Genomic DNA, 13,342 nt, shown 5'->3' with positions numbered 1-13,342 from the left:
TAGAATAAATAATTATTTTAAAAGCCTCAACACAACTAGCTTCTGTAATCCGCATTAATATCAATGTATTTCTTTGTAAAATCCATCGTGTACACAGTAAAACTTTTCTTTCCAGTAAAGATTTCAATTTGAAGATCAATATTTTCATTTTTCATATACTCAGAAGTTCTTGATTCATCATAACCTTGATATAATTTTCCATCTTGTACAATTTTTATATTTCCAAATTTAATTAAAAGTTTTTTCAAATTTATTTTTGGTCCTGCTTTACCTATTGCCATAAGTATTCTGCCCCAGTTAGGGTCTTCACCAGCAATCGCAGTTTTAACTAATGGGGAATTGGCAATTGAAAGAGCAATCTGCTTTGCCTCTATTTCTGATTTACACTTTTTAACATTAACTGTGACAAACTTTGAAGATCCTTCTCCATCTAAAACCACTCTTTTTGCTAAATTTAATAAAACACTATTTAAAGCTTTATCAAAATTTTTTATTTTTTTATCATTTATATTGTTAATTTGAATGTTATCTGCTTTACAAGTTGCAAAAATAGTTGCCATATCATTAGTACTTGTATCCCCATCACACGTTATGGCGTTAAAAGTTGTGGTTATATTTTTTTTAAGTAACTTGTTTAAAATATTGTTAGACAGTTTTGCATCGGTGAAAATATAAGCTAGTGTGGTAGCCATATTAGGATGGATCATACCTGAGCCTTTTGCTATTCCATAAATCTTAATTTTTTTATTTCCAATTGTACATTCTTCCATTGCTAACTTTGGCTTAGTATCAGTTGTCATAATACTAAGTGCAGCTTTCATCCAAATAAATTTATTTTGTGTATATTTAATTTTATTTATTAAAATTGGAATATGATGTGAAATTTTTTCATAGGGATAGGGTTCCCCTATAGTTCCTGTGCAACCAAACATTATATCTTTTGGTGTAATTTTTTTTGAAATATCCTCATCTAGCTCTTGTTTTTTAGTTAACTCAGATGAAATAGTTTCTGATAATTTCTTTAAGCTTTCATATCCTTGTTTGCCTGTAAAAGCGTTAGCATTCCGTGTATTAACTAGAAGAGAATAAATTCTTTTACTGTTTTGATTTAGATTCCATTTTATGTTCTCAGATATTATTTTTGACCGCGTATATACTGAGGCATAATTTGCTCCGTCTCTAAAATAAAACATAGATAAGTCGTCTCTATTATCATTATACAAATTTGCACTTACAACAGAAATAGACAGACCATCAACATGATCGAGGTCTTGAAAATCAATCATTCTTGCATTTTTTGATTTTGAAGATAAAAAGTTTGATAAATTAATTCCCATAGTGTTTAAAATAATTATTTAATTCATATATTAAACAATATAAGTAAAGAATAAATCAAATACTCATGTTTAATCCATTAAATCTAATTACAAAACTTATTAAATCTAGCAATCAAAAAGAGTTGGATCGAATTGGTAAAATTGTAAAAACAATAAATTCACTTGAGAATGAATTTAAAAAACTTGATGACTTAGATTTTCCAAAAAAAACTCAAGAATATAAAGAAAAAATCAAGCAAGGAAAAACCCTGGATGAACTTTTGCCACAGGCATTTGCATTGGTAAGAGAGGCCTCGCAAAGAACTAGAAATGAAAGACACTTTGATGTTCAGATAATAGGAGGAGTTGTTCTTCATGAAGGGAAAATTGCTGAAATGAGAACTGGGGAAGGAAAAACTCTTACAATTTCTCTAGCTGCATATTTAAATGCTTTAACTGAAAAAGGTGTTCATATTGTTACGGTGAATGATTATCTGGCAAAAAGAGACTCGATTGAAATGGGGCAAATCTATAACTTTTTAGGTTTAACATCAGGCTACATCAATAACGATCAAGATGATAATGAAAGAAAGAGAAATTATAATTGTGATATCACCTATGCAACAAATAGTGAACTTGGGTTTGATTACCTAAGAGATAATATGAAATTTTCTGAAAACGAAATGGTTCAAAGAGAACATTCATTTTCTATAGTTGACGAAATAGACTCATGTCTTATTGATGAAGCCAGAACTCCATTAGTCATATCAGGTTCAGCTGAAGATAAAACAGCCCAGTATCTTGCTATTGATAAACTAGTAAGACAATTGAATGATAAAGATTATGAAATAGATGAAAAAGAAAGAAGTATTCTTTTAACTAATAATGGAATTAATAATGTAGAAAGAATTTTTTCTAATGCTGGTATTTTAAAAAATAATAACTTTTATGATCCAGAAAATTTACATTTAGTTCATCATGTCAATCAAGCACTGCGTGCTAATCATTTATTTGAAAAAGGTAAAGATTATATTGTTAGAGATGAAAGCTTAAAAATTATTGATGAACTGACAGGTAGAATACTGGAAGGTAGAAGATTTGGTGATGGTTTACATCAGGCATTAGAGGCAAAAGAACGAATAAATATTCAAGCAGAAAATCAAACCTTGGCGTCGATAACATATCAAAATTATTTTAAACTTTATAAAAAAATATCTGGTTGTACCGGTACTGCAGCGACTGAAGCTGAAGAATTTTTTGAAATTTATAGTTTAACTGTTGTGATTATTCCTACTAATAATGAAATGATTAGAAAAGATTACAATGATCAAATTTTTAGAACTGAGAATGAAAAAAATGTCTCAATCGTTGAAAACATTGTCGAACGTCATAATGCTGGTCAACCTATTTTGATTTTTACATCGAGCATTAACAAGTCAGAAATTTATTCAACTTTGTTAAAGAAAAAAAATATTAAACATGTTGTGTTAAATGCTAAAAATCATGAAAATGAAGCAGATATAATAGCTAATGCAGGTAAAGAAAAATCGGTAATTATAACAACAAGTATTTCTGGAAGAGGAGTAGATATTCAGCTAGGTGGTAAAAAAGGATCTATCAACGAGACTCAACTAAAACAAGATAAAAACAAAATAAAATCATTAGGTGGTTTATTTGTAGTTGGAACCGAAAGAATGGAGTCGAGAAGAGTTGATAATCAAGCAAGAGGTAGAGCTGGGAGACAAGGTGATGAAGGTAGCTCCATCTTTTATGTAAGCCTTGAAGACGATCTTATGAGAATTTTTGGATCAGAATCTATGAATAAAATGCTAGAAAAATTGGGACTTAAAGATGGAGAAAGTATAGATCACCCATGGATCAATAAAGCTTTGGAAAGAGCACAACAAAAAGTTGAAGCTAGAAACTTTGATATAAGAAAAAACTTAATAAAATTTGATAATGTTTTAAATGATCAAAGACATGTCGTGTTTTCTCAACGAAAAAATGCAATGAATAGTCAAAGCATATTTGATTATTCTGATGAATTTTTAAAGGAAATAATTGAAGATATAATCAAACTGAAAATTCAAAATTTGTCAAACCCTAAGAGTAATGAATTTAGTAATCGTCTAAGACAAATTGTTGGTAAAAGTTTTGATGATTCAGAGTTAAAAGAATTAATTTCTGTAAAAGATAGTGAACTAAAGGAAAAAATTATCAATAAATTTTCAGAAACAAGAGAAGAAAGAGTAAAAGTTTTAGGTGAAGATCATGCAAAAGAAATTGAAAAAAGAATTTTTTTACAATCGATAGATCTTAATTGGAAATCTCATATTCAATATCTAGAACAATTAAGACAAGTGATTGGACTTCGGTCTTATGGACAACGAGATCCTTTAGTTGAGTATAAAAAGGAAGCCTTTGATTTATTTTCTAATCTCCTTGATAAATTAAAATTAGATTTTGTGACTATTCTAATGAATTTAAAAGTTGTTACAGAGCAACAAGAAGAAAACAAAAAATCAATAGTAGATCAAATTAAAAATGGAAAAAAAATTGGTAGAAATGAACCTTGTTCATGTGGATCTGGTAAAAAATTTAAGCATTGCTGTGGTGCTTTATAAAATTTAAAAAAAACTAAACGCAACAAACAATAAAACTAAACCTATAATTGTTGCACCTATTAAAATTTTTTTTGATTTAAAAATTTTATCAAAATTGTTATTCTTGATTGTTAGGGTGCTTAAATCATCAGAGTTACTGATAAATCCTTGATTTCTTCCAATTTTTAAAAACTTATTTTTTCTTTCATTCATTATTTCTTCAGATGATAAATCTTTAAAATAGTTTAAATTTTTTGATATAGAGACCCTTAAACCTTCTAGCATTTGATCTTTATCTCTGTGAGCGCCACCTAATGGCTCTGGAATTATCTCATCAATAACTTTCAAATCTAATAAATCTTTTGATGAAAGTTTCATTGCTTTTGCGGCATCAAGCATTTTTTTAGGATCTCTCCACAAAATAGTTGCGCATCCCTCTGGGGAAATTACAGAATAAATTGCATTTTCTAACATAATAACTTTATTTGATGAAGCCAAAGCAATTGCTCCTCCTGACCCTCCTTCACCGATAATAATTGCTAAAGTTGGTACACTCAGTTCCATGCAGCACTCTATTGATTTGGCAATAGCTTCTGCTTGACCTCTCTCCTCCGCTCCAACTCCTGGATAGGCTCCTGGTGTATCAATAAATGATATTATCGGAATATTAAATTTATTAGCCAAGTTCATTAATCGAATTGTTTTACGATATCCTTCAGGTCTCATCATTCCAAAATTTCTTTCAATTCTAGTTTCTAAATTTTCACCTTTTTCTTGACCTATTACTAAAACTGAACTGTCATTAAATTTAGCAAATCCTGTTAAAACAGATTTATCCTCACCGTAAAAACGATCTCCTGATAAAGAAATAAAATCATCAAACAAATTATCAATAAAAAACTTTGATTTTGGTCTATCCTCATGACGAGCAACCATGGTAGTTTGCCAAGGGTCAAGGTTAGAGTAAATATCTCTTAATTTTTCATCAAGTTCGGCTTGTGTACTAGAAATTTTTTGAGTATCTACCTCTGAAAGACCATCTTGATTGTATGGGTCTTTTAATTTCTCTAACTCAGTCTCTAAATTTTTAATATCTGTTTCAAAATTAAGATAATTTTTCATGAAATGTTTATAATAGAAACTTAAATTATAAAAAAGGCAATAAAATGTTAATTTTGAATAAATTTTAGCGTTATTAATTGACTTCAAATATTTAAACTATACAAATTTCTAATCGGGAGAGACTAACAATATTTTAGCGCCGAAGGAGCAACCACCCCGGAAACTCTCAGGCAAAAGGACCGATCAAAGCATAACACTCTGGAAAGAGATTAATTTCCGCCGAAGGAGCAAAACTCTCAGGCAAAAATACAGATGGGGTAAAAAAAGTGCTATGCCAGATAAATATATAAATATTCATACTCTTAAAGTTTCGGAAAGCTTATTAAATTTTGTTAATGAAGAGCTGCTAACAGATACAGGTGTTTCGACAGATCAATTTTGGTTAGGGTTTGAAAAAACTGTCAACGAACTTGAGCCTAAGAATAAAGAACTAATTGACATAAGAGAAACTTTACAAAAAAAAATTAATGATTGGCATATTAAAAATAAAGGTAATGAATTTAAACTAGATGAATATAAAAAATTTTTGTACGAAATTGGATATTTAAAAGAGGAAGGTGCGGATTTTTTAATAGAAACAGAAAATGTAGATGATGAAATAACTAAAATAGCTGGACCTCAACTAGTCGTACCAATTATGAATGCACGTTATGCTCTTAATGCAGCAAACGCAAGATGGATGAGTTTATACGATAGTCTATATGGAACTGATGTCATAGAACAATCTGAAGACAGTGTATCGGAAAGGTACGATCCTTTGAGAGGAGAGATGGTAATTAAATATTCAAGGGATTTTTTAGACAAATATTTTCCACTTCAAAATCTTAGTTGGCATAAAATTACAAGTATAGCTGTCAAAGATGGTAAACTAAAAACTCTTAAAGGTGTTGATATATTTGATCTAGCTGAAGAACAAAAATTTATTGGTCATAGAGGTGAGGCTGACAACCCTTCTGCAATTATATTAAAAAATAATAATTTACATATTGAAATCTTAAGAGATCCAAGAGCGTTTAGTGCTCAACAAGATCATGCTGGGATTAGTGATATAATTTTAGAAGCTGCTGTATCAACAATTTGTGATAACGAAGATAGTGTAGCAGCGGTGGATGCAGAAGATAAAGTTATCTGTTATAGAAACTGGCTTGGTTTGATGAAAGGCAATCTTAAAACACAATTCGAAAAAGATGGAAAATTATTTGAAAGAAAACTTAATCCTAATAGAAGCTATATTTCAAAAGATGGAAAAGGACTTAAATTACATGGAAGAAGTTTATTATTAGTTAGAAACGTAGGTCATTTAATGACAAATCCCTCGATTATTTTATCTAATGGTAACGAAGTACCTGAAGGTATTATGGATGCATTTATTACAGTAACTGCAGCAATCCATGATTTAAAAAACAAAACAAATTCTAGAGCAGGATCAATCTATATAGTTAAACCAAAAATGCATGGACCAGATGAAACTGAATTTACAGATTTAATTTTTTCTAAAGTCGAGGATGTATTAGGTCTAAAAAAATACACTTGCAAAATAGGAATTATGGATGAAGAGAGAAGAACATCATCAAATTTAAAAGAATGTATCAGAACTCTAAAAAACAGAGTTTTCTTCATAAATACTGGGTTTTTAGACAGAACAGGTGACGAAATGCACACTTCAATGGAAGCTGGACCAATGATCAAGAAGGGAGATATGAAATCCTCAAAGTGGATTTTGGCATATGAAAATAACAATGTTGATGTTGGATTAAGATGTGGGTTATCAGGAAAAGCACAAATTGGAAAAGGAATGTGGGCAATGCCAGATAAAATGAAAGATATGATGGAACAAAAGACAGGACATTTAAAAGCAGGAGCTAATTGTGCTTGGGTTCCGTCCCCAACTGCCGCTGCTTTGCACTCATTACATTATCACGAAATAAATATTTTTGATGAACAAAAAAATATTACAAAAAGAGAAAAGGCAAAACTAGACGACCTTTTAACTATACCTGTTGCAAACAGACCAAATTGGTCAGTAGAAGACATTAATAATGAAATATCAAATTCAGCACAAACATTACTGGGTTATGTAGTTAGGTGGATTGATCAAGGTGTAGGATGTTCTAAAGTCCCAGATATTAATAATATTGGGTTGATGGAAGATAGAGCAACGCTAAGAATCTCATCACAACATATTGCTAATTGGATACATCACGGTATCACTACTAAAATTCAAGTTACAGATATTATGAAGGAAATGGCAAAAATTGTAGATAATCAAAATAAAAGTGCTCCCAAATATGTTAAAATGAGTGATGACTTTGATCGATCTTTAGCTTTTAAAACTGCATGTGATTTAATTTTTAAAGGTAAAGAACAACCCTCTGGCTATACTGAACCATTATTACATCAAAACAGATTAAAAAAGAAACTTAATCTGAACTAGAATTTAGATTAGATCTATTTTTAAAAGCTGAAAATAGTGTTCCATCATCTAAACTTTCGATCTCACCACCTACAGGTAATCCTTGTGCTAATTTAGTTACTCTAGCATTAGTATTTTTTAAACTATCTTGAATATAGTAAGCCGTAGTTTGCCCTTCAACAGTTGCACTTGTTGCAAGTATAACTTCTTCTATTTTTTCTCTATTTACTCTTTCAACTAAAGAATTAATTAAAAGATCTTCCTTTCTTTGACCTACAGAAGAAATGGTTCCTCCTAAAATATGAAAGTACCCTTGAAAGATATTTGAGTTTTCAATTGACCATTGATCAGCAATATCCTCAACAACACAAATTTTTGTAAATTTTTCTTTTAAACTTTCACAATTCACGCACCCATTTAAATTAGATTTTAATGAACCACATGCATTACACCTTGTTACATTTTTATAAACTTGAGCTAACGTACTTGCCATAGGTTTTACTAATTCATCTCGATTATTAATAAGTTTAAGAACTATTCTTTTAGCTGACTTAGGCCCTAGACCTGGAAGCTTTGAAATCAATTTAATTAATTCTTCAATCTCACTAATATTTTGCATTAGTTATAATGGCCATTTGAAACCAGGAATTCCAAAACCTCCTGTGGCTTTCGAAATCTCCTCGGTCGTCTTTGATTTCAATTGTGATTTTGCACTATTATGAGCAGCAACTATTAAGTCCTCAATTATTGTTTTATCCTCTTTAATAATTTCATCAGATAATTCAATTTTTTGCATTTCACCTTCACCATCAAGAGTAATTTTAACTGAATTAGAACCTGAAACTCCCTCAGCTTTAATCTCTTTAATTTTTTCTTGGCTTTCTTTCATTTTAGCCTCTAGTTCCTTAGCTTTATCTAAAATCTTTGTAAAATCAGTCATTTTTATCCTCTTTTTTTTCATTCAACTTAACATCTATAAGTTCTGCGTCAGGAAATTTTTCCATTACTTTCTTATAAATTTTCAAACCTTTAACTTCGTTAATTAATTCATTTTTTTTATTTTTTTGTTTTTCTTTAACTGACATCTCACCTTTAGATTTACTAAAAGTAATAATCCATCTTTCATCAGTCCATTCATAAAGTTTTGAGGAAAGATCTTTTACAAAATCTTTATCCAAATTATCATTAAAGGAAATTTCAATTCTATTTTTTTCAAATTTTACAAGGTTTACATTTTTTTCTAATTCATATTTTAATTTAATTTCTTTTTTTTGAGTACAAATATCAAGAAGTTCATCAAATGAATTTATCAAATTTTTATCTATGGTTTTTATCTCAAGTTTAGCTTCTGGTTTCTGCTTTTCCTCTTGAGCTATATTTTTTATTTGGTTAATAGTTTTTGAATTATCCTCAAACATTTGCTCATTTTCTTTATTATGTGTTTGACCATCTAAATTATCATTCCTTACTTCTTGATCTAAATTTTTATTTAATTTAATTGAACTTAGGTGCATTAATCTTATTAAGAACATTTCAATTGACAGATGCTGGTTTGAGACAATATCTAATTCAGCAAGTGAGGATATTGCAAACTGCCAAAATAATATTAAAACTTCAGAATCTACCTGATTTGAAATTTCTTTAATTTTTGTAAACTCTTCATCATTAAGTGAAAAATTTGTACCCTCCAAAGATAAAGAATTAATATTTTTAAAATAGTAAAGTATTTCTAAAAAATCATTCACAAATACTTTTGGTTCAACGCCTTGATCATATATTTTTCTATAAATATTAATTACTTTATCCTCTTCTCCTCTCAATATTAATTCAAATAAATTAATTAATTGTGACTTATCAAAATATCCAAAAATTTTTTGGGCTGCATTTAGATCTAATTCTATTTTTTCATCTAAGCTTAGTAAGGCTCTATCCAATAAAGATAGTGCATCTCTTACAGATCCTTCTGATATTTTTACAATTAATTTTAAAGCTTCATCAGATACTTTACCGTTTTCTTTTTCTTTTATATCTTTGATGAAATCAAATAGTTCTGATGATTTAATTCTAGACAAATCAAATCTTTGGCACCTTGAAACCACAGTTATAGGTATTTTTTTAATTTCTGTAGTTGCAAAAATAAATTTTAAATATTCTGGTGGCTCCTCAAGTGTTTTTAGCAAAGCATTAAATGCTTGCTTACTTAACATGTGGACTTCATCAATTATAAAAATCTTATATTTTGCTGAAGTCGGACCGTATCTAGAAAATTCAATTAGATCTCTTACATCATCTACACCAGTTTTGCTGGCTGCATCCATCTCAAGCACATCAATATGACTAGAGTCTGCTATAGATTTACAATTATCGCACAGATCTTCTTTGCATAAATTTTCTATACCATTTGAACAATTAAGTCCTTTAGCAACAATTCTAGCAGTTGTAGTTTTACCAATTCCTCTTATTCCAGTAAAAAGATAAGCATTAGGGATTTTGTCTGCCTTGATTGAATTTGTTATAGTTTCAGCCACTACTTCTTGACCAATAAGATCATCAAAAGTTTTGGGCCTATACTTTAATGCTAATACTTTAGAATTATTGTTCATTTTATTTATTTAAAGGAGACTAGAACCTGAATAACTGTCTCTACGACTGCTTCCGTTAGGATCTGGTCGGGTTTAAGCAGCATCCACCTCTAGCCTCCAAAACTATTATAGCAGTTATATTTTCTATTCTACAAGAAAAGATTATTTTTTTTTGTCTCTTAACTTATCAGCTTCAAAAACACCTAAGACGTGAAAATCTTCACAATGAAGCCCCAGCTCCTCTAGAGATTTTTGTACTTTAGGATCTTCTATATGGCCATCTAAATCACATAAAAAAAAGAATGAATCGAACGTATTTTTTTCTGGATAACTTTGCAATTTTGTTAAGTTCACACCATTAATCGCAAATCCACCTAAAGATTGATAAAGGGCAGCAGGCTTGCTTTTAAGTTTAAATAAAAAAGAAGTAATATATTTGCTCTCTCCAAATTCAGGCTGAGAAATATTTTTTCCCATTACTAAAAATCTTGTTAAATTGCCACTTTCATTTTCAATATTTTTTTTAACAATGTCTAGTCCGTAAATTTTAGCACTTAGAGAAGATGCTATCGCAGCTTGTTTAACATCTTTTGCTTTTGAAATCATTTCTGCAGATCCTGCTGTATCTGCTCTAATATGTTCTTCTATATTATTTTCTTTTATAAATTTTGAACATTGAGATAAACCTTGCGCATGAGAATACACTTCTTTTATATTGTTAAGTTTTGCACCAGGTTGACCTAATAAATTGTGTTCTATTTTTTGAAAATGCTCTTTGTAAATATTTAGTCTATGTTTGAATATTAAATATTCAATACCAATATTTCCTGTAATTCTATTTGACTCTGGAATAATTATTTTACAATCTGGTTCTAAGCTTGCCTTATTAAAACAATCATCAAATGTTTTACACGGTGTTATTTCTGCATCTGGGTCAACTGATAATGCAGCTAAATGAGAATATGCACCAAATGTGCCTTGAAAATAAATTTTTGCCATTAATCTTTATATTCCATAATTTTTTTTAAGGCTAGATAATCTTCTTTTGTATCGACGCCAATTGGAGAAGAGCTTGCAAGCGCAACATTTATATCAATATTGTTATCTAATGCCCGCAACTGTTCTAATCTATTTTCAATTTCGTTTTTTGATTGATTTAGTCTAACAAATTTTTTTAATGTTTCGGCTGAATAACAATAAATTCCTATATGATGGTAAATATTGGCTATTTCTTTTGATCTTCTTAAAAAATTATTAGCTTTAGGAAATTCTTCATTGTTTAAATTTTTGTTAGCTATAACTTTAACAATATTTTCATTATTCAAGTCTTTGATATCTTTGATTTTAGCTGCGAGTGTGCCCATTTTAGATTGATTGCTAACCATTTTTTTATTTAGACTTTTAATGTCTTCAATATTAATTGCTGGCTCGTCACCTTGTAGATTCATTATTAAATCTACACCCATCAACTCTAGTTTTTGCAATGCCTCATAAATTCTATCAGTTCCTGTTTTATGGTTTTTGCTTGTTAAAATGGCTCTGCCTCCATTTTTAACAACATCATCTACTATTTCTTGATCCTCGGCCGCAACAACAACATTGCCGATATTTGCCTCCTGAGCCCTTCTAAATACGTGAGATATAATTGATAAATCATTTATTCTTAATAAAGGCTTACCAGGCAACCTAGTTGCTGACAATCTAGAGGGTATTATAGTTAATGTTTTCATTAGTATTTGAATAAATATTATACCTATTAAATATAAATAGAGGCAAATTTATACATTAAATTTTATTAATTTTTTAATTTATCGTGATATATGTTCCAACATAATATTTAGAAAAATGGATTCTTTTGAGATTAATAAAATAGTAGCTGCTGTATTAATGGTTGCGCTTTTAATAATTGGTATTGGTAAATTATCAAATATCATATTTCATGTGGAAAAACCCAAAACACCAGGATATGCGATTGAAGTAGAACAAGTTACAACAGTTTCATCAACAACGAAAAAAGCTGTAGAGGAAAAAGTTGATATAGCTGCGTTGATGGCGATGGGAGATATCACTTTAGGTGAAAAAGTTTTTAAAAAATGTGCTGCTTGTCACTCAATTGTTAAAGGTGGAAAAAATAATATTGGTCCTGCTTTATATAATGTTGTTGGAAGAAAAACTGGAGCAGTCGCAGATTATAAATATTCTAAAGCTTTAGCATCATTTGATAAAGAATGGACTCTTGAAGAACTAAACGGTTACTTAATTAAACCTGCTAAATGGGTTAAAGGAACAAAAATGGCATTTGCTGGATTAAGAAAAGAAAAAGATAGAGCTTCTGTTATAAAATACTTAAATCAAAATTCAGATAATCCTATAACACTACCTTAATTTCCCAAAACAATATAATAAAATACTTTTTTGAACATGAACTCTATTAAGAGCTTGTTGCCAAACGTGAGATTTTTTTCCTAAAAAAACCTCATCACTTACTTCAGATCCACGAGGTAAACAGTGGAGAAAAATACAATCTTTTTTTGCATAATTCATTAATTTTTTATCTATCTTAAATTTTTTAAATTGTTCAATTTTTTTCTTTTTATTCACTTTATCATTTAGAGAAATAACTTTGTCTGAAAATATAACATCAGCTCCTATGACCGCTTTTTTCGGATCATTATAAATAAATATTTTTTTATTATTTTTCTTTACCCATGTTCTAACTTCTTTGCCTGGTTCAAAATTCTTAGGACAACCTATGGTAAGTTTAAATGAAAATTTAACAGATGCTGCTATTAAACTGTCCAAAACATTATTTGAGTCCCCAATCCAGCAAATATTTAATTTTGAAATTGGTTTTTTTTTAATCTCTTCGGCAGTGAAAACATCAGATAAAACTTGAGTTGGATGTGAAGATGGACTTAAGCCATTAATTATTGGAATTGATAAAAAATTCCTAAAATCCTCTATCTTTTTATCACTATCTGTTCTTAGCATAAAACCATCACCATAAGTTGACAGTATTTTAGCTGTATCCGATATACTTTCACCGCCTTGACCAAGATGTAATTCATTTGATCTGAGAGTTAAGGTTCCTCCCCCAAGCTGCTTGATTGCTAAATAAAAGCTTATTCTAGTTCTAGAACTTGCTTTTTCAAACATTTGGATGAGCATTTTACCTTTTAATGGAGACCCTCTATCAACCTCTAAAGTGTTTAACTTTTTTCTAAGGTTTTTTCTTTTTTTAGCATCAACAATAATTTTTCTAAGATCTTTAGCTGGTATATCTTTCAAATTTATAAAATGATTCAT

The 13,342-nt window shown here is 29.5% G+C and carries 11 protein-coding genes and 1 riboswitch; of the genes, 3 read left to right on the top strand and 8 right to left on the bottom strand.

Going from position 1 to position 13,342, the window contains the following annotated elements; genetic code table 11:
- Nucleotides 1–35: 35 nt before the first annotated feature.
- The gene (argJ, locus tag AC5SLZ_RS00545; RefSeq protein ID WP_494615686.1) at nt 36–1,337 is read right to left on the bottom strand and encodes a bifunctional glutamate N-acetyltransferase/amino-acid acetyltransferase ArgJ; all 1,302 of its coding nucleotides are present in this window, start codon (nt 1,335–1,337) and stop codon (nt 36–38) included.
- Nucleotides 1,338–1,402: 65 nt separating this feature from the next.
- Between argJ and secA the strand changes: the two genes are divergently transcribed.
- The gene (gene secA / locus AC5SLZ_RS00540; protein ID WP_494615684.1) at nt 1,403–3,940 is read left to right on the top strand and encodes a preprotein translocase subunit SecA; all 2,538 of its coding nucleotides are present in this window, start codon (nt 1,403–1,405) and stop codon (nt 3,938–3,940) included.
- A 3-nt stretch (nt 3,941–3,943) separates the two neighbouring features.
- Here secA and AC5SLZ_RS00535 read toward each other — a convergent pair whose 3' ends face one another.
- Nucleotides 3,944–5,041: an acetyl-CoA carboxylase carboxyltransferase subunit alpha gene (locus AC5SLZ_RS00535; RefSeq protein WP_494615683.1), complete on the bottom strand. Its 1,098-nt coding sequence runs from the start codon at nt 5,039–5,041 to the stop codon at nt 3,944–3,946.
- Between the two features lie 103 nt (nt 5,042–5,144).
- Nucleotides 5,145–5,233: riboswitch (glycine riboswitch) on the top strand.
- A 79-nt stretch (nt 5,234–5,312) separates the two neighbouring features.
- Here AC5SLZ_RS00535 and AC5SLZ_RS00530 point away from each other — a divergent pair.
- The gene (locus tag AC5SLZ_RS00530) at nt 5,313–7,475 is read left to right on the top strand and encodes a malate synthase G (protein ID WP_494615681.1); all 2,163 of its coding nucleotides are present in this window, start codon (nt 5,313–5,315) and stop codon (nt 7,473–7,475) included.
- On the opposite strand, the gene recR is transcribed toward AC5SLZ_RS00530, so the two are convergent.
- The 5 genes from recR to kdsB form a co-directional block, all read right to left on the bottom strand.
- Nucleotides 7,462–8,073, bottom strand: a complete 612-nt coding sequence (gene recR / locus AC5SLZ_RS00525; RefSeq protein WP_028036254.1) for a recombination mediator RecR — start codon at nt 8,071–8,073, stop codon at nt 7,462–7,464. The two genes, AC5SLZ_RS00530 and recR, sit on opposite strands and share 14 nt — an antisense overlap.
- 3 nt (nt 8,074–8,076) lie before the next feature.
- Nucleotides 8,077–8,394 (bottom strand): YbaB/EbfC family nucleoid-associated protein, encoded by a 318-nt coding sequence (locus tag AC5SLZ_RS00520; protein WP_028036253.1) that lies wholly within the window; start codon nt 8,392–8,394, stop codon nt 8,077–8,079.
- Nucleotides 8,387–10,057, bottom strand: coding sequence for a DNA polymerase III subunit gamma/tau (gene dnaX, locus AC5SLZ_RS00515; protein ID WP_494615679.1), 1,671 nt, complete (start codon nt 10,055–10,057; stop codon nt 8,387–8,389). Before dnaX ends, AC5SLZ_RS00520 begins: the two co-directional genes overlap by 8 nt.
- A gap of 141 nt (nt 10,058–10,198) precedes the next feature.
- Nucleotides 10,199–11,035, bottom strand: a complete 837-nt coding sequence (locus AC5SLZ_RS00510) for a prephenate dehydratase domain-containing protein (protein ID WP_028036251.1) — start codon at nt 11,033–11,035, stop codon at nt 10,199–10,201.
- Nucleotides 11,035–11,766, bottom strand: coding sequence for a 3-deoxy-manno-octulosonate cytidylyltransferase (gene kdsB, locus AC5SLZ_RS00505; RefSeq protein ID WP_494615678.1), 732 nt, complete (start codon nt 11,764–11,766; stop codon nt 11,035–11,037). Before kdsB ends, AC5SLZ_RS00510 begins: the two co-directional genes overlap by 1 nt.
- 115 nt (nt 11,767–11,881) lie before the next feature.
- Between kdsB and AC5SLZ_RS00500 the strand changes: the two genes are divergently transcribed.
- On the top strand, nt 11,882–12,421 hold the full coding sequence (locus AC5SLZ_RS00500; RefSeq protein WP_494615677.1) for a c-type cytochrome: 540 nt from the start codon (nt 11,882–11,884) through the stop codon (nt 12,419–12,421).
- Here the strand turns inward: AC5SLZ_RS00500 and argF are convergent.
- Nucleotides 12,413–13,342: an ornithine carbamoyltransferase gene (gene argF / locus AC5SLZ_RS00495; protein WP_494615675.1), complete on the bottom strand. Its 930-nt coding sequence runs from the start codon at nt 13,340–13,342 to the stop codon at nt 12,413–12,415. The two genes, AC5SLZ_RS00500 and argF, sit on opposite strands and share 9 nt — an antisense overlap.

The organism is Candidatus Pelagibacter sp. PS_06 (assembly GCF_059418045.1).
The sequence above is the reverse complement of the archived record's forward strand: the minus strand, read 5'-3'. Positions and strand labels throughout refer to the sequence as shown.

Excerpts from the sequence above, each read along its gene's own strand:
- secA (WP_494615684.1), top strand. The coding sequence starts at position 1,403 with ATGTTTAATCCATTAAATCTAATTACAAAACTTATTAAATCTAGCAAT.
- AC5SLZ_RS00510 (WP_028036251.1), bottom strand. The coding sequence starts at position 11,035 with ATGGCAAAAATTTATTTTCAAGGCACATTTGGTGCATATTCTCATTTA.
- kdsB (WP_494615678.1), bottom strand. The coding sequence starts at position 11,766 with ATGAAAACATTAACTATAATACCCTCTAGATTGTCAGCAACTAGGTTG.
- AC5SLZ_RS00535 (WP_494615683.1), bottom strand. The coding sequence starts at position 5,041 with ATGAAAAATTATCTTAATTTTGAAACAGATATTAAAAATTTAGAGACT.
- AC5SLZ_RS00520 (WP_028036253.1), bottom strand. The coding sequence starts at position 8,394 with ATGACTGATTTTACAAAGATTTTAGATAAAGCTAAGGAACTAGAGGCT.
- argF (WP_494615675.1), bottom strand. The coding sequence starts at position 13,342 with ATGAATCATTTTATAAATTTGAAAGATATACCAGCTAAAGATCTTAGA.
- argJ (WP_494615686.1), bottom strand. The coding sequence starts at position 1,337 with ATGGGAATTAATTTATCAAACTTTTTATCTTCAAAATCAAAAAATGCA.
- dnaX (WP_494615679.1), bottom strand. The coding sequence starts at position 10,057 with ATGAACAATAATTCTAAAGTATTAGCATTAAAGTATAGGCCCAAAACT.
- recR (WP_028036254.1), bottom strand. The coding sequence starts at position 8,073 with ATGCAAAATATTAGTGAGATTGAAGAATTAATTAAATTGATTTCAAAG.
- AC5SLZ_RS00530 (WP_494615681.1), top strand. The coding sequence starts at position 5,313 with ATGCCAGATAAATATATAAATATTCATACTCTTAAAGTTTCGGAAAGC.
- AC5SLZ_RS00500 (WP_494615677.1), top strand. The coding sequence starts at position 11,882 with ATGGATTCTTTTGAGATTAATAAAATAGTAGCTGCTGTATTAATGGTT.